The organism is Rhodoblastus sp. (assembly GCF_041915505.1).
GTDB lineage: Bacteria > Pseudomonadota > Alphaproteobacteria > Rhizobiales > Beijerinckiaceae > Rhodoblastus.
Genome location: NZ_JAYSBG010000045.1, coordinates 1 through 16,257, shown reverse-complemented (window position 1 = coordinate 16,257; position 16,257 = coordinate 1). Strand labels below are relative to the sequence as shown.

Below are 16,257 nucleotides of genomic sequence, written 5' to 3'. Positions count from 1 at the left end.
CATTTGCGTCCCTTGTTTCCGCGACATAGCGCGCATGGAACAAGCGATTGCTTTTAGGAGAGGTCTATAGCCTAACGGCTTTGCGCGTCGCCGTAAAGTCCATCAATCGAACAAATGAAGTTTATCGTCCGCGTCGGGCCGCGAAATAGACGGAGAAAGTAAGCGAAGGCTTGTCCTGTAGTCGCCTCGATCAAGCTTTGTCTTTCAAGACCAAAGGCAATCCCGCCGCCACAAAGGTCACCTGATCGCACGCCGTCGCAAGCGTTTGATTCATCAGACCATGCGCATCGCGAAAGGCCCGGCCCAAACTTGTTTCCGGCACCAGCCCCAAGCCCAGTTCATTGGAAATAAAAATCAAGGGATCGTTCGAGCGGTCGAGCCAGAACGCCAGCCGATCCAGCTCCAGGCCGTGATCGCATTCTTTCATGAACAGATTCGAGAGCCAGATCGTCAGGCAATCGACGAGAACGACGCGATCGCGCCGCGCAATGCGCTTGAGCGCCCCCAGCAGATCGACCGGTTCTTCGACGACATGCCAATCGTCGCCGCGCTCCGCGCGATGGCGCGCGATTCGCGCCTTCATTTCGGGATCGCCGGCCTCAGCGGTGGCGACCATCCATTTCTCAAGCTTATGTTCGGTCGCGAGACGCATCCCGAACGCCGTCTTTCCCGATCGCGCCCCGCCCAGCACCAGAAAGGCGCGACCATGCTCGGCGCGCTCAGACACGCTGGTGGCCTGACCCGAACCAGGAAAAAACCAAATTTAACGTCATGGCGCTACCCATCGAAAGCGCCCGATCAATCGCTCAACAGCCGCTTCAGCAGTTCAAGCTCTTGATTCAGCGACGAATCCTTCGAAACCAGATCCTCGATCTTACGGACCGCATGCAAGACCGTGGTATGATCGCGGCCGCCGAAACGCCGACCGATCTCGGGAAGCGAGCGCAAGGTCATGGTCTTCGCCAGATACATCGCGATCTGCCGCGGCCGCACGACATTCGCCGTCCGTCGCGACGACAAAATATCCGCCCGGCTGACGTTGAAATGGGTCGCCACCAGCTTCTGAATATCTTCAATCTTGACGCGCTTCGGCTCCCTGACCCGAATCAGATCACGAATCGCGGCTTCCGCCGCCTCAACCGTCAAAGGCGCGCCCGCCAGGATGGTATGCGCCAACAGCCGATTGACCGCGCCGTCGAGGTCGCGCCCATTGGTGTCGATTGCGCGCGCCACCATCGCCATGACGACCTTCGACACCTCGAAGCCCGGCTGGCCGATCCGAGCCGCCTCGATCCGCGCCTCCAAAATCCGGCCGCGCAACGCCTCATCGAGCGCCTGCATCTCGACGCATAATCCGCCCGCGAAGCGCGACCGAACCCGCTCATCGAGATTGTCCAACTCGTTCGGCGCGCGGTCGCCGGCGATGACGACCTGCTTGCCGGAATCGATCAGCGCGTTCAGCGTGTGGCAAAATTCATGCTGAATGGTCTTGCCCTGCAGAAATTGCACATCATCGATCACCAGCAGATCGATCGAACGCAATTTCTCTTTGAAGACGATCGAATTCTGCGCCTTCAAAGCAGCCACAAAGCCATACATGAATTTTTCGGCGGTGAGATAAACGACCCGCCGGCCGGATTCCAAACCTGCATGCGCGATCGCCTGAATCAGATGCGTCTTGCCCAGCCCCACATTCGAAAAAATATAGAGCGGGTTGAACATCGCGCCCATGCCCGGCCCGGCCGCGACCACCTGTTGCGAGGCCGCATGGGCGAGCTGATTGGACGGACCAACCAGGAAATTCGCGAAAACCAGGCGACGATCGAGGCTCGAGCCCTCGAGCCCCTCGACCATCTTCCGCGCCGGACCATCATTCCGCCGGACCTCGACCGTCCCATCCTGCTTGCCGATCTCCCGCAGGCCGCCAATGACGGGACGCTCGGCGCCGGTTGGCGGCGCGATGCGGGTGGTCGCCCTGAGATTCAGCACAATATCGGTCACGCCGGGGAGCTCCTGCACCACGGTCGCCCGCAACTTTTCCAGATAATGCGCGTGAATCCAGCTTTTCAGGAATTTCGTCGGCACCGACAGATAAGCCACGCCATTCACGATCTGGTCGAGCTCCAGGCATTTGAACCAGGATGAATAGACGGCTTCCCCAACCTCCGATTTGAATCGTGTACAAAACCGAAGCCAGATCTCAGTCAGAGCTTTCGCATTTTGCTCTTCGACACCCAAATTCTGTATCTGCGCCTTCGACATTTTTCTCTTCTTCAGGCAATAGTCCACAAATTCGCCGGAAGCGAAAATATGACTTAAGTTATGACACGTGTTGTTTGTGCGACGATCGATCTCGACTCTCGGTCAAGAACCCCCTGCGCCGCTCTTTGCCGGCATGCGATCGATCGCCGGCCCGGGTCCATGATTTATTCGGCCAAACCAATGCACAAATTCGGTCAGACAGCCAGGTCCGGCAAAAGATAATCTCATCATGTCCCCCTTGCACGTCACCCCAGTTCGCCTTCGCTCTAAATAGAATTCCTTAAATTAAATATCTCGTTCCCGAACGCTTACACGCCCGAAAACGCAACCATCATTACTACAGGGTAGTATGTTATTGGACTCTTGCTGTCACGGATGAGGTTATAACTTTGACGAGGTCATTGGAGATGTTTTTGACGTCGATTTTTTTCGCGACAACGATCAAACCATACACAGCGGGTTGCAGCGGCGCAATGGCTTGACGGCCAGATTCTCGGATCGAAAAAGCGCCCAACGCCGTCCGCTCCTAGACGCGGAACCGTCTCGCCTGAGAACGGCGGGAGTCCGAGCAAAGCCGATTCCTTCGACGCCAAGACTGAGCCGGATTTTCGCCCCAATTCGCCCGAATCGACGGGCCTCCCATCGTTTGTCAAGAGAGGCCTGAATTGCGTTCAAATCGGCTTTGGAACCAACCTTTTGTTTTTTTTCGATCTTCTATGTTCGCCCTAGAATGTGTCATAAATTTTTATTGTTCCGCCAAAGCCACCAAACGCCTTCCTCATCAATCGTTCAGACGCCGTCGGCCGGGTCTCGGTAACGCCGCCAGAGGGCGGCCGCGCCCAGGCTTTCGACCAATTGTCGATGGCTCTCGGCGTCGGCCGCGGTGAACGGCGAAGCGAGCGCGCGGGGCCGTTCCGTCAGGCCGCCGGACCAGTTCACCTTGCGGATCTCCTTGCGGATTTGCAGAGAAAGGGACGTCTGTCGGCCGCCCGTCAGCTCGACATAAACCTCCGCCAGAATTTCCGCATCGATCAGCGCGCCGTGCTTCACCCGGCGGGTCCTGTCGACGCCATAGCGCGTGCATAAAGCGTCGAGCGAATTCGGCGAGCCGGGATGTTTCTTGCGGGCGAGCGCGAGCGTGTCGACCACCCGATCGTTCGAAAGCGGAATGCGCCCGATTTTCTGCAATTCGGAATTGATGAATTTCAGGTCGAATTCCGCATTATGGGCGACAATCACATCATCACCAATAAAGCCTATGAATTGTTCGACTATCTCGACGAATTTCGGCTTGTCGGCGACCATTTCGGCCGAGATTCCATGGACCCGAAAGGCGGAATCGGGAATATCGCGCTCGGGATTGATATATTGATGGTAATTATTATTCGTCAGCGAGCCGTTGATCAGCTCGACTGCGGCGATTTCAATGATCCGGTCGCCATTGGCCGGATCGAGGCCGGTTGTTTCCGTGTCGAGAATGATCTCTCTGGTCATGGCTGCTCAATCGCTCTCCGCGAGACGCTAGCGATCCACTTGCCGAAGCGCGGCGATAATAAAACTTATCTGCCGGCGCGCCGCCTCAAGGCCGCGATCCGTCTGGATCAGGAAATGGCTGCGGCGCCGCTTTTCGGCGTCGGGCATTTGTTTTTGCTGAATTGCCAGGAATTTCGCTTCGGTCATGCCCGGCCGCTCCAAGACCCGCCGACGTTGCTCGGCAGATGACGCCGACACCACGGCCACGGCGTCGACATGGCGGAAGCCGCCGGTTTCAAACAGCAAGGGAACATCGACCACAGCGACCGCGGCGCCGCTGTTTCGCTCGACCTGGAGGAATTGCCTGCGCGCTTCGGCGACCGCCGGATGAATGATCCCCTCCAGATCGGCCATGGCGACGGAATCGTTCAAAACCAAAGCGCCGAGAAGAGCCCGATCAATCGCGCCGTCCTTCGCCACGGACGGGAAGCGCGCCTTGACGGGCTCGTACGCCGCGCCGCGATAAAGCGCGTGCACGCAAAGATCCGCGTCGAAAACGGCGACGCCTTCGCGGCGGAACAAATCCGCCGTCGTCGATTTCCCCATGCCGATGGAACCGGTCAGTCCAAGCACGATCATGGCCGCGCCTGCCGTAGGTCGTCGACAATCAGATCGCGCAACGCGGGCGTGACCTTCGGCCGGACGCCAAACCAGCGCTCGAAACCGGGCGCGGCCTGATGCAACAACATGCCCAGACCAGATGAGGTCCTATGACCGCGCCGGGCGGCTTCGCGCAAAAGCGCGGTTTCGAGCGGCGCGTAAACAATATCGCTCACGACCGCGTTCTTGCTCAATCCGTCCAGATCGACGGAAAGCGCCGGTTGGCCGACCATTCCCAACGAGGTCGCATTGACCAGCAGCGCCTCGCCGGAAAAGGCGCGGGGCTCCGCGAGCAGATGCGTGGTCACGCTCTGGAACCCCCAAACGCGGGCCTCGTCGGCCAAAGCGCGCATACGGTCGGCCGTCCGGTTCAAAATTTTGACATGGCGGACGCCGCGCGACGCCAAACCGACCAAGATGGCGCGCGCCGCGCCGCCGGCGCCGATCACCGCCGCTTTTTCGCAAGGCGCGTCCCAGCCCGGCGCCTCTTCATCGAGATTCGCCAGAAAGCCTCCGACATCGGTGTTGTCGCCGCATAGCTGGCTGTCCTCCAGCCAGATCGTATTGACCGCGCCGATCTTTCGCGCGGTTTCAGTCGTCCTAACGCAAATTTCGAAAGTCTTTTCTTTGTGAGGAATAGTCACATTGCCGCCACAATAAATCGACGATTCCATATTCGAGAGAAAAGTCTTCAAATCGCCCGGGGCGATCTCCAACTTCGTATAGGATCCTGTTAGATTATATTCCTTGAGCCAATAATTATGGATCAACGGCGATCGGCTATGTTTGATGGGATATCCGATCACAAAAGCATTTTTTCCGCTCATCGCGCGCCCCGATCAATCATGAATTGGCGATGAACTTCATCAGGTGCACGCGATAGAGATCCATGATCGCCGCCGCCGTTTCCTCGATCGAGCGGCGCGACACATCGATCGTGGGCCAGCCGCGTTCCGAGAACAACCGGCGCGACCGGCTGATTTCATCCGCCACCGAGGACCGGTCGACATAGGGCGAATCCTGGGTCGCATTGAGCGCCAGCAACCGGTTCTGACGGATTTGCACGATACGTTCCGGCGAAGCGAACAGGCCAATGACCAAAGGCTTCCTCAGATTTTCAATGGCCGTCGGCAGAGGCACGCCCGGAACGAGCGGCACATTGGCGGTCTTGATGCCGCGGTTCGCCAGATAGATGCTCGTCGGCGTCTTGGACGTGCGGCTGACGCCGAGCAGGATCACATCCGCGCTTTCCATATCGTCGGGTAACTGCCCGTCATCATGCATCATCGTATAATTCAGCGCTTCGATGCGCTTGAAATAATCGGAATTCAAGACGTGTTGCGCGCCCGGCCGCGGCGCCGAGGCCGGGCCGAGATAGGACTGGAACAGGCCGAGAATCGGCGCGAGCACGGAAAGAGCCGGCGATCCGGCCTCGGCGCAGGCCTTTTCCAGCCGCTCCGCCAGTTCGGAATCGACCAGCGTGAACAGCACGATCCCAGGCGAGGACTGGATGCCGGCGATCACCCGCTCCAATTGATCGTGATTGCGGATCAGCGGGTAAATATGCTCGATCGACGCAACGCCCTGATATTGGGCGGCGGCCGCACGACTGACGGCGATCAGCGTCTCGCCCGTCGAATCCGAAACCAGGTGCAGGTGAAAATAATTCCGGTTCACGACGCCGCCCGATCCTTGTCCATGAGTCTCAATCCCTAATCCGACCCTTGGCGTCAGACAAGGCCTGTTGAAGCCTGTGAATTCCGGTTCAAAACAGGGACAAGGTCACGATCGCAGCGATCGGACCGCCAAACCTTTCCAAATTATTAACAAGCCTGAGCGCACCGCTTATTTTCGCCCCTCGCGATCCGAATGTTGGGAATTACGGGTATAACCCGAACCTCGCCTGTTCGATCATTTCGCCAAACGCCGGCAATTCATAGTTAAGCAATCCTTAACCGCCGCACCGTCCGATCCCGGCGATTCATTGCTAAAATCTTAACGGATTGGGGATCCATTGTGCGCGATTTGAAATGAGGCTATTCCCTAGGCCTAACAAACAAAAAAGATTCCTTAACTCTAATGGATTGTTTCGTGACCGCGCCGCGCCCGTCTCTCGAAAAGACCGAAAAGACCAAACCTTTCCTCTCGGTCCTTGACGGACGGAAAACGGCGACGCCGCCAATCTGGCTCATGCGTCAGGCCGGCCGCTATCTCCCGGAATATCGGGAGCTTCGCGCCAAATCGACGAATTTTCTCGACTTCTGCTATTCACCGGCTCTCGCGGCCGAAGTGACCCTGCAACCGATTCGTCGGTTTGGATTCGACGCCGCGATCCTGTTCAGCGATATTCTGGTCATACCCGACGCGCTCGGCCAGGACGTCCGGTTCGAAGCCGGCGAAGGCCCCCGGCTCAATCCGCTGACCACGGCAGCCGATATAGAAGACCTCGCCGAATTGTCGCTCGATCGCCTGGCGCCGGTCTTTGAAACCATCGACCGGGTCAAAGGCGCCTTGCCGGCGCAAACCGCGTTTATCGGCTTCTGCGGCGCGCCCTGGACCGTCGCGAGCTATATGATCGCCGGACGCGGCACGCCCGATCAGGCGCCGGCGCGGCTGTTCGCTTATCGCGAGCCGGACGCCTTCCAGATCCTGATCGACAAATTGGTCGAAGCCTCGATCGTTTATCTGAAGGCGCAGATCAAGGCCGGCGTCGAAGTGGTTCAGATTTTCGATTCCTGGGCCGGCGTGCTGCCCACCGCCGAGTTCGAGCGTTGGTGCGCGCTGCCGATCGCGCAAATCATCGCGGGGGTGCGGAAAGACCATCCCGACGCCCGCATCATCGCCTTTCCGCGCGGCGCCACCACCCATCTACCGCAATTTATCGCGCACACGCACCCGAACGCCATCGGTCTGGACACGGCTGTCGATCCGGCATGGGCCGCGCAGGAAATCCCTCGGGAAACCGTCATTCAGGGCCATCTGGATCCGCTGGTTCTTCTCGCCGGCGGCAAGGCGCAATCGGCGGCCGTGGCGAGGATTCTCTCGGCCTATCGCGAACGCGGCCAGATTTTCAATCTTGGTCATGGCATTCTCCCGGAGACGCCGATCGCCCATGTCGAGGCCCTGATCGAGCAGGTGCGGTCAGGGGCCTGACATGTATCTGTGGATCAAAGCTATCCATGTGCTGTCAGTCATCTCATGGATGGCGGGATTGCTCTATCTGCCGCGATTATTCGTCTATCACGCCGGCGCGGAGAGCGGCTCCGAACTGTCCAACACCTTCAAAATCATGGAAAAACGGCTGCTCTACGCCATCATGACGCCAGCCATGGTCTTGACCTGGCTTACGGGTTTGACGCTCGCTGTTCAGTCGGGATTTTTTTCGGAAAACTGGTTCAAGCTCAAATTTTTATTCGTCTTGCTGATGACCGGAATTCACTTTTATCTTGCGCTCTTGCGCAGGGATTTCTTTGCGGATTCCAATCGACATGACGCCAAATTCTACAGAATATTGAACGAGATCCCGACCTTGCTGATGATCGTCATCGTCGGCCTGGTGATCCTGAAGCCCTGATTCAACGAGGCGCGCGTTTGGCGAGAATCCGCTGCAACGTGCGGCGATGCATGTTCAGCCGCCGCGCGGTTTCGGAGACATTGCGTTCACACAGCTCATAGATACGCTGAATATGTTCCCAACGAACGCGTTCCGCCGACATGGGATTTTCAGGGGCGGTCCCGGCAAGCGCCTCATTTCCATTCATCAAGGCGAGGAAAATCTCGTCGGCGTCGGCCGGCTTGGCGAGATAATCGAAAGCGCCGAGCTTGATGGCGATCACCGCGGACGAAATATTGCCATAGCCGGTGAGAATGATGCCACGCGCCTCGGGACGACGCGTCTTGAGTTCGGTGATGACGTCGAGCCCGTTGCCGTCGGTGAGACGCATGTCGATAACCGCGAAAGCCGGCGGTGATTGGCGAACAAAAGCGAGCGCCTCGGCGACGGTGTCAGCGGTCGAAACGACGAAACCGCGCGCCGTCATGGCCTTGGACAATCGATTCAGGAAAGGCCTGTCGTCGTCGACGATCAGCAGCGTCTTGTCCCTCGCGAACAAAAGCGCCGCTTCATCCGACGCCGACTTTTCGATTTGTTCGGGCGATTCTTCCATGGCGCGATCGTTTCCGTTCTCATTTTACGCGAGATCTAACTGAATCCGCGCAGGACTGTCCATCCGGGATTGTCCGAGGCCCTCGATCAGGTTCGGGCGGCGTCTATGCGGCGCCGGCTCCAACGCATTCGGATTCGCGCGCCGCCCTCGGCGAGATTGCCGAAATTGATCGCCGCCCCGGTCCGTTCCAGCAAAGTCTTGGAGATGAAAATACCCAAGCCAAGTCCGGCGCCGGGCTCGGCTTTCAGCCGGCGCAGCGCCCGCGCCCTGAGATAGGGTTCGCCGATCTGATGGAGAATCTCATTCGGAAATCCCGGGCCATCGTCCTGAATGTCGATCTCGACCTCTTCGGTGGTCCATTTCGCCGACAGGATGACCCGATTTTTCGCGAAATCGACGGCGTTCTCGAAAAAATTGCCGAGCCCATAGCTCAAGGCGGGATCATTGCCGACAATCGGCTCCTCGCCGTCGCCGTTCAGGCGAATCTCGATCTTGACCGGATATTGCCGGAACGGCGCGGCGACATTTTCCAGGAAATGCCGCAGCCGGACCTGTTCGAGCGGCGGTTGCCGCTCATTGGCCAGCGACGACAGCCGGCCCAGAATCGTGCGGCAGCGCTGCGCCTCCTGGTTCAACAGCCCTATATCCTCGGAAAACTCGTCAGGAAGTTTGGCCTTGCTCAGCTCGCGGCTGACCAGGGCGATCGTGGCCAGGGGCGTTCCAAGCTCGTGGGCGGCGGCGGCCGCCAGGCCGTCGAGGCGCGAAAGATGGTTCTGGCGTTCCAGCACCAGTTCGGCGGCCGACAGGGCTAGTTGCAGGTCGCGCTTTTCGCCGGCGACCCGCGCCGCATAAAGGCAGATGAAGACAGTCGCGACCAGCAAAGCGCTCCACAAAGCGAGACGGTAGAGTGGCGCGAGTTCGAGCAGTTCGCGATCCCGCCACGGCAAAGGCCAGTGGTAGGCCGTCAGGATACTGGCCGAAAGCACGACCAGGGCGGCGATGATGAAAATCTGGTTCGAACGCAGCGAAACGGCGGCGATGGTCACCGGCGCCAGCAGCAGAATCGCGAAGGGATTGTCGATGCCGCCGGCGAAATAGAGCAGCGCGGAGAGCTGGATGACATCGAAGGCCAGCAGCGCGGTCGCAGGCTGCTCTTCGAGCCGGAGGTTCTTGGGCACGAAAAGCTCGACCACCACGTTCAGAATGGCCGAAGTGGCAATGATCGCCAAGCAAATGACGACTGGCAGCGAAAATTGCAGGCCATAGGCGACGAACAGGACGGCCGCGAGCTGGCCGAAAATCGCAAGCCAGCGCAGCCGCGTGAGCGTCTCAATGCGGAGATGCCGGCTTTCCGAGCCGGAGGTCAGTGAAAAAGGCCTTGTTTCCATGCGGCCTGTGACCTTGGGGAGGAGAGCGCCGGACCTTGTGGTCCGGCGTTCGTCATAGCCTGTCGGCGCAAGCGGGAAAATGCAAAGCCGATCATTCCTTCGCGCGTTCGGCGCGTTTGCGATCGTTCGGGTCGAGATGGACTTTGCGCAGGCGGATCGATTTCGGCGACACTTCGACCAGTTCGTCGTCTTCGATATAGGCCAGCGCCTTTTCCAGCGTCATCCGGATCGGCGGCGTCAGCTTGACGGCGTCATCCTTGCCGGCGGCGCGGATATTGGTCAGCTTCTTGCCCTTGAGCACATTCACTTCGAGGTCGTTCTCGCGGGTGTGCTGGCCGACGATCATGCCCTGATAGACCTTCCAGCCGGGCTCAATCATCATCGGCCCGCGATCTTCGAGGTTCCACATGGCGTAAGCGACGGATTCGCCGGCGTCATTGGAGATCAGCACGCCATTGCGCCGGCCCTGAATGTCGCCCTTATAGGGCGCATAGGAATGGAACAGGCGGTTCATGATGGCGGTGCCGCGGGTGTCCGTCAGCAATTCGCCCTGATAGCCGATCAGGCCGCGGGTCGGCGCGTGGAACACCAGCCGCAGGCGATTGCCGCCGGACGGCCGCATTTCGATCATGTCGGCCTTGCGCTCCGACATTTTCTGCACGACGACGCCGGAAAATTCCTCGTCGACGTCGATGACCACTTCCTCGATCGGCTCAAGGCGGGTTCCGTCCTCGTCCTTCTGATAGACCACGCGCGGGCGGGAAATGCCGAGTTCGAAACCCTCGCGGCGCATGTTCTCGATCAGGATCGCCAGCTGCAATTCGCCGCGGCCGGAAACGATATAAGCGTCGGAGCCTGACGATTCCTCGACCTTCAGCGCGACATTGCCTTCGGCTTCCTTCAACAGGCGGTCGCGGATGACGCGGCTGGTGACCTTGTCGCCTTCGGTGCCGGCGAGCGGCGAATCATTGACCAGGAAGGTCATGGACAGGGTCGGCGGGTCGATCGGCTGGGCCTGCAGCGGCTCGGTGACTTCCGGCGCGACCAGAGTGTCGGCGACATTGAATTTGGCGAGGCCGGCGATGGCGATGATATCGCCCGCTTCGGCCTCTTCGATCGGCTGGCGTTCGATGCCGCGGAAGGCGAGAATTTTGGAAACGCGGCCCTGTTCGACGACATTGCCCTGACGGTCCAGAACCTTGACGGCCTGGTTGGTCTTGACCGCGCCGGAGAAGATGCGCCCGGTGATGATGCGCCCAAGATAGGGATTGGCCTCGATCAGGGTGCCCAGCATGCGGAACGGTCCGTCCTCGACCGGCGGCGGCGGCACGTGGCGGGTCACCAGATCGAACAGCGGGCCCATGCCATCCTGCGGGCCGGCCGGATCCTCGGCCATCCAGCCGTTCTTGCCGGAGCCGTAGAGGATCGGGAAATCGAGCTGCTCGTCATCGGCGTCGAGCGCCGCGAACAAGTCGAACACCTCATTGACCACTTCGGTCACGCGGGCGTCAGGCTTGTCGACCTTGTTGATGGCTACGATCGGCTTCAGACCGATCTTGAGCGCCTTGCCGACGACGAATTTCGTCTGCGGCATAGGGCCTTCGGCGGCGTCGACCAGCACGATGGCGCCGTCGACCATTGACAGGATGCGTTCGACCTCGCCGCCGAAATCGGCGTGGCCGGGGGTGTCGACAATATTGATCCGGGTGTCTTTCCAGACCACCGAGGTCGCCTTGGCGAGAATGGTGATGCCGCGCTCGCGCTCAAGATCGTTGGAATCCATGACGCGTTCGGCGACGCGCTGGTTCTCGCGGAAGGCGCCGGACTGGCGCAGCAATTGATCGACCAGCGTCGTCTTGCCGTGGTCGACGTGGGCGATGATCGCAATATTTCGCAACTTCATGGGAGCCTGGCTGTTAAATCGCTCCGGGCCAAAGGCGAGAGCAAAGGTTGGATCAGTCAACAGGCGCCCGCCCCGCGCATTTTTGGGATCGACGCCTGTTTCGCCTACGGGTCGGGAAAGTCATCAAAGGTTCACCTGTCGCAATTCCATGCAGAATTGCCGTCGGATGACGCCGCTTTGATCTTGAACCACGTCAGCGAAAACGAGTTGGCGCTTGCTCTACCGGAAAATGTTCCGATTGAAAACCCGACACGCGTGCGAGCGAGACGCGAAAAGCCCCGCCGTCAGCGGATCGAATGAATATTATTGGTCGGGCTTGAAGGGCGTAGGCTAAGCTCGGAGCGCCGGTCGGCGATGGCGAGTCGCGCCTGCTGGACGGCGAGCGTCAGCGCGGCGAGCTGATGGCCGTCGAGTTTCGGCATTTCGCCGGCGGCGAGCGACTGGGTCAGGATGGAATCGATCTGGATTTCCAGTTTCGCCAATGTGTCCAGATCGGCGGCTTCCCGGCCCGCCTTCATGATGGTCAGGGCTTCCTCCATCAGGCGGTCGAACCGGGCATAGCCGGACACGGCCATGCGGCTGGCCAGAGTGGCGAAGCCCGAAACCAGAATGCTGCCCACCATCGCGCCGATATAGATCAGGTCGCTATATTTCTCGAAAAAGCTCTCTTCCTCGCCGTCGAGAAAGGCCGCCGCGCCGGGATGGGTGGGAAGGACCTCGCCCTTGTCGGTGCTGGGCGCCTCGATATGGTTCGCGACGGGCGCCGAAGCGGCCGCCGCGGCGCGATTGGCGAGGATGAGGCGGGTGATCTCGCCAACGGTCGAATTGTCGAGGTCGTTCTCGGCGACGAGCCGGACCGTCGCGCCAATGGTTTCAATGGTTTCGGCCGGCCGCGACGGCGACCCGCCGAAGGCGCCTCGCAGGATTTCATTTTCCTCCAGGCCCGGAAGCTTTTCGGCGATGGCCTTGGCTTCGCGGATCGGGATGAAAACCGGCGGGCCCGCGACGGAGCCGACAATGTCCGCAATATGCGGCGAGTCGAACAAGCCGAAGGCGAAGACGGCGTCGATTTCGCCATTCGTCAGACTTTTCGCGAGATCGTTCGGACTGACGGCGATTTTCGCTATGGCCTCGGGGGGAAAGGAATATTGCGATTCGATCGTCGCCAGCAGATTCCGGTTGGCCTCGCCGGATTGCTCGGTTTCGACAACGCCGATCTTTTTGCCGCCGAGTTCGGAGAAATTGGCGAATCGCGCCCCGGCGGGGGCGACGACGACGGCGGAAAAATGGCCGAGAATCAAAGCCGTTTGCGCATTGGTCGGCATGGATATGTCGGAGCGGACGACCGACAGGTCGACGTGCTCGTCCTCGATCGCCTTCGCGGCGGAGCGTTCATCGGGCGTCGGGACGATCTTGAACCGGATATCGGCGTGCGAATGAACGAATTCCTGATTGAGCGCCAGCAGCAGCTTGTGGAATTCGGTGTTTTTCGGGACAGCGACCCGCAGCGTCGTTGGTCGCTCGTAGAAATAGAAGCCGACGACCCCGAGGCCGATCAAGGCGGCGCTCGCGGCGAGGATCAGGGAATAATAACGGCGCATTCGTTCATGGGCCCGGGTCTCTTTTTTGGGATGAGATCAGGGACTCGAGTCAAATTTGAGGCGTCGCCGGCGCGAAAACATTCCGGCGACGCCAAAAACATCAGGACTTCGCGATTTTCCGCTCGCGTTTCGCCAGGGTCCGCAGGCGCAGGGCGTTGAGCTTGATGAAGCCGGCGGCGTCGCGGTGGTCATAGGCGACGGCGCCTTCCTCGAAGGTCACCAGCTCCTGGTCGTAAAGCGAATAGGGGCTCTCGCGGCCGACAACCCAGGCGTTGCCCTTGTAAAGCTTCAGCCGCACGCGGCCGGTCACCTTTTCCTGGCTCTTGTCGATCAGGCCTTGCAGAAGCTCGCGCTCGGGGGCGAACCAGAAGCCGTTATAGATCAGCTCGGCATATTTCGGCATCAGCTCGTCCTTGAGATGCGCCGCGCCGCGGTCGAGCGTGATTGATTCAATGCCGCGATGAGCAAAATAGAGGATCGTGCCGCCGGGCGTTTCATACATCCCGCGTGATTTCATGCCGACGAAACGGTTCTCGACCAGATCGAGCCGCCCGATGCCGTTCTCGCGGCCGAGATCGTTCAGTTTGGTCAGGAGCTGGGCCGGCGAGAGCTTGACGCCGTCGACGGCGACCGCGTCGCCTTGTTCGAAATCAATGGTGATATAGGTCGGCTTGTCCGGCGCGTTCTCGGGATCGATCGTGCGGGAATAGACGTAATCGGGCGTCTCCTGCGCCGGGTCCTCCAGCACCTTGCCCTCGGACGAGGTGTGCAGGAGATTGGCGTCGGTCGAGAACGGCGAGTCGCCGCGCTTGTCCTTGGCGATCGGAATCTGGTGCTTTTCGGCGAATTCGATCAAAGCGGTGCGGGAAGAAAGATCCCATTCGCGCCACGGCGCGATGACCTTGATGTCCGGCTCGAGCGCATAATAGGACAATTCGAACCGCACCTGATCGTTGCCCTTGCCGGTCGCGCCGTGGCAGACGGTGTCGGCCCCAACTTTGCGGGCGATTTCGATCTGCTTCTTGGAAATCAGCGGCCGCGCGATCGAGGTGCCGAGCAGGTACAGGCCTTCATATTGGGCGTTGGCGCGGAACATCGGGAAGACATAGTCCCGGACGAATTCCTCGCGCAGATCCTCGATGAAGATATTTTCCGGCTTGATGCCGAGCAGCTCGGCCTTTTTGCGCGCCGGCTCCAGCTCCTCGCCCTGGCCGAGATCGGCGGTGAAGGTGACGACTTCGCAGCCATAAGTGGTCTGGAGCCATTTCAGGATGATGGACGTATCCAGGCCGCCGGAATAGGCGAGGACGACTTTTTTGATTTCTTTGCTGGGCTGGGACATGGATTTCGATCCGGTGGGAAAATTGGCGCGACTATAGGGGCGCCGACGACAGGCGCAAGCCCATCGCCGGCGTTCGCGACCCCGTTGGGATCAGGCTTCGGCGTTGAAGGCGGCCAGCGCCGCCATATTGACGATGTCGGAATCCTTGCCACCGAGCTGGACGATCTGCACCGATTTCTCGAAGCCGACCAGCAGCGGCCCGATCACGGTGGCGCCGCCAAGCTCCAGCAGCATTTTGGTGGAGATCGAGGCCGCGTGAAAAGCCGGCATGATCAGCACATTGGCGGTGTCGGTCAGGCGGCAGAACGGATAGAGCGCCATGGCCTCCTTGTTCAGCGCCACGTCGGCCGCCATTTCGCCGTCATATTCGAAATCGACGCGGCGCTGGTCGAGCAGGCTGACCGCTTCCTTGACGCGGGCGGAGCGCTCGCCGGGCGGATGGCCGAAATTCGAGAAGGCGAGCAAGGCGACGCGCGGCTCATAGCCGAGCTTTCGCGCGAAGCCGGCGGCCTCGACCGCAATATCGGCGATTTCCTCGGCGTCGGGCAATTCGGTGATGGCGGTGTCGGCGACGAGAATCGGCCGGCCGCGCGCCAAAATCAGCGACACGCCGATCAGCTTGTGGCCAGGCTTGGAGTCGATGACGCGCTGGATTTCCTCCAGCGCAATCGAGAAATTGCGCGTCACGCCGGTGACCATGGCGTCGGCGTCGCCCGCAGCGACCATGGCGGCCGCATAATGATTGCGGTCGTTGTTGATGATGCGTTGGCAATCGCGCATCAGGAAGCCCTTGCGCTGCAGGCGGTCGTAAAGCATCTGCGCATAGGCGGCGTTGCGCTGGGAAATCCGGGCGTTGTGGATTTCGACCAGTTTCTCGTCGAGTTCGATGCCCGATTTTTCGGCGACTTCGGCGATCCGCTCCTCGCGGCCGACCAGAATGGCGGTGCCGAGGCCCTGATTGACGAAAGTCGTCGCGGCGCGGATGACCTGCTCCTCCTCGCCTTCGGCGAAGACGACGCGCTTCGGGTTCCGCTTCACGCGGTCCATGATCGTCTGCATCATGCCGGCGACCGGGTCGCGCCGCGCCGAAAGCTCGGCGCGATAGGCTTCCATGTCGATGATCGGCTTGCGCGCGACGCCGGTGTCCATCGCGGCCTGGGCGACGGCTGGGGGAACGATCGAGATCAGGCGCGGGTCGAACGGAACCGGGATGAGATAATCGCGGCCGAAGCGCGGGCGCGCGCCCTGATAGGCCCGCGCCACATCGTCCGGCACGTCCTCGCGCGCGAGCTGGGCCAGCGCGTGAACGGCGGCGATCTTCATCTCCATATTGATCGTCTTGGCGCGGACGTCGAGCGCGCCGCGGAAGATATAGGGAAAGCCGAGGACATTATTGACCTGGTTCGGATAATCCGACCGTCCGGTCGCGACAATGGCGTCGGGCCGCACGCCTTGAGCGTCT

At 60.2% G+C, this 16,257-nt stretch carries 15 protein-coding genes; 3 read left to right on the top strand and 12 right to left on the bottom strand.

Annotated elements, in window-relative coordinates:
• Window positions 1-190 precede the first annotated feature (190 nt).
• The 6 genes from cobU to ACE3S9_RS05115 all read right to left on the bottom strand — a co-directional run bounded on the left by cobU (window position 191) and on the right by ACE3S9_RS05115 (window position 6,072).
• Window positions 191-691, bottom strand: a complete 501-nt coding sequence (gene cobU / locus ACE3S9_RS05140) for a bifunctional adenosylcobinamide kinase/adenosylcobinamide-phosphate guanylyltransferase (protein WP_374545365.1) — start codon at window positions 689-691, stop codon at window positions 191-193.
• A gap of 107 nt (window positions 692-798) precedes the next feature.
• Window positions 799-2,262: a chromosomal replication initiator protein DnaA gene (gene dnaA, locus ACE3S9_RS05135; protein ID WP_374545364.1), complete on the bottom strand. Its 1,464-nt coding sequence runs from the start codon at window positions 2,260-2,262 to the stop codon at window positions 799-801.
• A 789-nt stretch (window positions 2,263-3,051) separates the two neighbouring features.
• On the bottom strand, window positions 3,052-3,756 hold the full coding sequence (gene dnaQ / locus ACE3S9_RS05130) for a DNA polymerase III subunit epsilon (RefSeq protein ID WP_374545363.1): 705 nt from the start codon (window positions 3,754-3,756) through the stop codon (window positions 3,052-3,054).
• Between the two features lie 27 nt (window positions 3,757-3,783).
• A complete protein-coding gene (gene coaE / locus ACE3S9_RS05125) occupies window positions 3,784-4,374 on the bottom strand; it encodes a dephospho-CoA kinase (RefSeq protein WP_374545362.1) in 591 nt (196 codons plus the stop codon).
• A complete protein-coding gene (locus ACE3S9_RS05120) occupies window positions 4,371-5,222 on the bottom strand; it encodes a shikimate dehydrogenase (protein WP_374545361.1) in 852 nt (283 codons plus the stop codon). The genes coaE and ACE3S9_RS05120 overlap by 4 nt, the downstream gene beginning before the upstream one ends.
• Window positions 5,223-5,238: 16 nt before the next feature.
• Complete coding sequence (locus ACE3S9_RS05115; protein ID WP_374545360.1) at window positions 5,239-6,072, bottom strand: pyruvate, water dikinase regulatory protein; 834 nt, start codon at window positions 6,070-6,072, stop codon at window positions 5,239-5,241.
• A 402-nt stretch (window positions 6,073-6,474) separates the two neighbouring features.
• Here ACE3S9_RS05115 and hemE point away from each other — a divergent pair, with 402 nt between their 5' ends.
• The gene (hemE, locus tag ACE3S9_RS05110; protein ID WP_374545359.1) at window positions 6,475-7,548 is read left to right on the top strand and encodes a uroporphyrinogen decarboxylase; all 1,074 of its coding nucleotides are present in this window, start codon (window positions 6,475-6,477) and stop codon (window positions 7,546-7,548) included.
• 1 nt (window position 7,549) lies between these two features.
• Window positions 7,550-7,969, top strand: coding sequence for a protoporphyrinogen oxidase HemJ (hemJ, locus tag ACE3S9_RS05105; protein ID WP_374545358.1), 420 nt, complete (start codon window positions 7,550-7,552; stop codon window positions 7,967-7,969).
• Between the two features lies 1 nt (window position 7,970).
• Here hemJ and ACE3S9_RS05100 read toward each other — a convergent pair whose 3' ends face one another.
• The 3 genes from ACE3S9_RS05100 to typA all read right to left on the bottom strand — a co-directional run bounded on the left by ACE3S9_RS05100 (window position 7,971) and on the right by typA (window position 11,852).
• Window positions 7,971-8,561 carry an ActR/PrrA/RegA family redox response regulator transcription factor gene (locus ACE3S9_RS05100; RefSeq protein WP_374545357.1) on the bottom strand — a complete coding sequence of 197 codons (591 nt, stop codon included), beginning with the start codon at window positions 8,559-8,561 and terminating at the stop codon, window positions 7,971-7,973.
• A gap of 86 nt (window positions 8,562-8,647) precedes the next feature.
• Window positions 8,648-9,949, bottom strand: coding sequence for an ActS/PrrB/RegB family redox-sensitive histidine kinase (locus ACE3S9_RS05095; RefSeq protein ID WP_374545356.1), 1,302 nt, complete (start codon window positions 9,947-9,949; stop codon window positions 8,648-8,650).
• 91 nt (window positions 9,950-10,040) lie between these two features.
• Window positions 10,041-11,852, bottom strand: a complete 1,812-nt coding sequence (typA, locus tag ACE3S9_RS05090) for a translational GTPase TypA (protein ID WP_374545355.1) — start codon at window positions 11,850-11,852, stop codon at window positions 10,041-10,043.
• On the opposite strand from typA, the gene ACE3S9_RS05085 reads away from it, so the two are divergent.
• Window positions 11,820-12,152, top strand: a complete 333-nt coding sequence (locus ACE3S9_RS05085) for a hypothetical protein (RefSeq protein WP_374545354.1) — start codon at window positions 11,820-11,822, stop codon at window positions 12,150-12,152. The two genes, typA and ACE3S9_RS05085, sit on opposite strands and share 33 nt — an antisense overlap.
• Here ACE3S9_RS05085 and ACE3S9_RS05080 read toward each other — a convergent pair.
• From ACE3S9_RS05080 to ACE3S9_RS05070, 3 genes are all read right to left on the bottom strand, one after another.
• On the bottom strand, window positions 12,137-13,453 hold the full coding sequence (locus ACE3S9_RS05080; RefSeq protein WP_374545353.1) for a TAXI family TRAP transporter solute-binding subunit: 1,317 nt from the start codon (window positions 13,451-13,453) through the stop codon (window positions 12,137-12,139). The two genes, ACE3S9_RS05085 and ACE3S9_RS05080, sit on opposite strands and share 16 nt — an antisense overlap.
• A 100-nt stretch (window positions 13,454-13,553) precedes the next feature.
• The gene (locus tag ACE3S9_RS05075; protein ID WP_374545352.1) at window positions 13,554-14,795 is read right to left on the bottom strand and encodes an argininosuccinate synthase; all 1,242 of its coding nucleotides are present in this window, start codon (window positions 14,793-14,795) and stop codon (window positions 13,554-13,556) included.
• 90 nt (window positions 14,796-14,885) lie between these two features.
• Window positions 14,886-16,257, bottom strand: a 1,372-nt coding sequence (locus tag ACE3S9_RS05070; protein WP_374545351.1) for a phosphate acyltransferase, incomplete at its 5' end; no start/stop codon positions are given.

Bases quoted from the DNA above. Each gene is read 5' to 3' on its own strand.
- dnaA (WP_374545364.1), bottom strand. From the start codon at position 2,262: ATGTCGAAGGCGCAGATACAGAATTTGGGTGTCGAAGAGCAAAATGCG.
- dnaQ (WP_374545363.1), bottom strand. From the start codon at position 3,756: ATGACCAGAGAGATCATTCTCGACACGGAAACAACCGGCCTCGATCCG.
- coaE (WP_374545362.1), bottom strand. From the start codon at position 4,374: ATGATCGTGCTTGGACTGACCGGTTCCATCGGCATGGGGAAATCGACG.
- ACE3S9_RS05120 (WP_374545361.1), bottom strand. From the start codon at position 5,222: ATGAGCGGAAAAAATGCTTTTGTGATCGGATATCCCATCAAACATAGC.
- hemE (WP_374545359.1), top strand. From the start codon at position 6,475: ATGGATTGTTTCGTGACCGCGCCGCGCCCGTCTCTCGAAAAGACCGAA.
- hemJ (WP_374545358.1), top strand. From the start codon at position 7,550: ATGTATCTGTGGATCAAAGCTATCCATGTGCTGTCAGTCATCTCATGG.
- ACE3S9_RS05100 (WP_374545357.1), bottom strand. From the start codon at position 8,561: ATGGAAGAATCGCCCGAACAAATCGAAAAGTCGGCGTCGGATGAAGCG.
- ACE3S9_RS05095 (WP_374545356.1), bottom strand. From the start codon at position 9,949: ATGGAAACAAGGCCTTTTTCACTGACCTCCGGCTCGGAAAGCCGGCAT.
- typA (WP_374545355.1), bottom strand. From the start codon at position 11,852: ATGAAGTTGCGAAATATTGCGATCATCGCCCACGTCGACCACGGCAAG.
- ACE3S9_RS05080 (WP_374545353.1), bottom strand. From the start codon at position 13,453: ATGCGCCGTTATTATTCCCTGATCCTCGCCGCGAGCGCCGCCTTGATC.
- ACE3S9_RS05075 (WP_374545352.1), bottom strand. From the start codon at position 14,795: ATGTCCCAGCCCAGCAAAGAAATCAAAAAAGTCGTCCTCGCCTATTCC.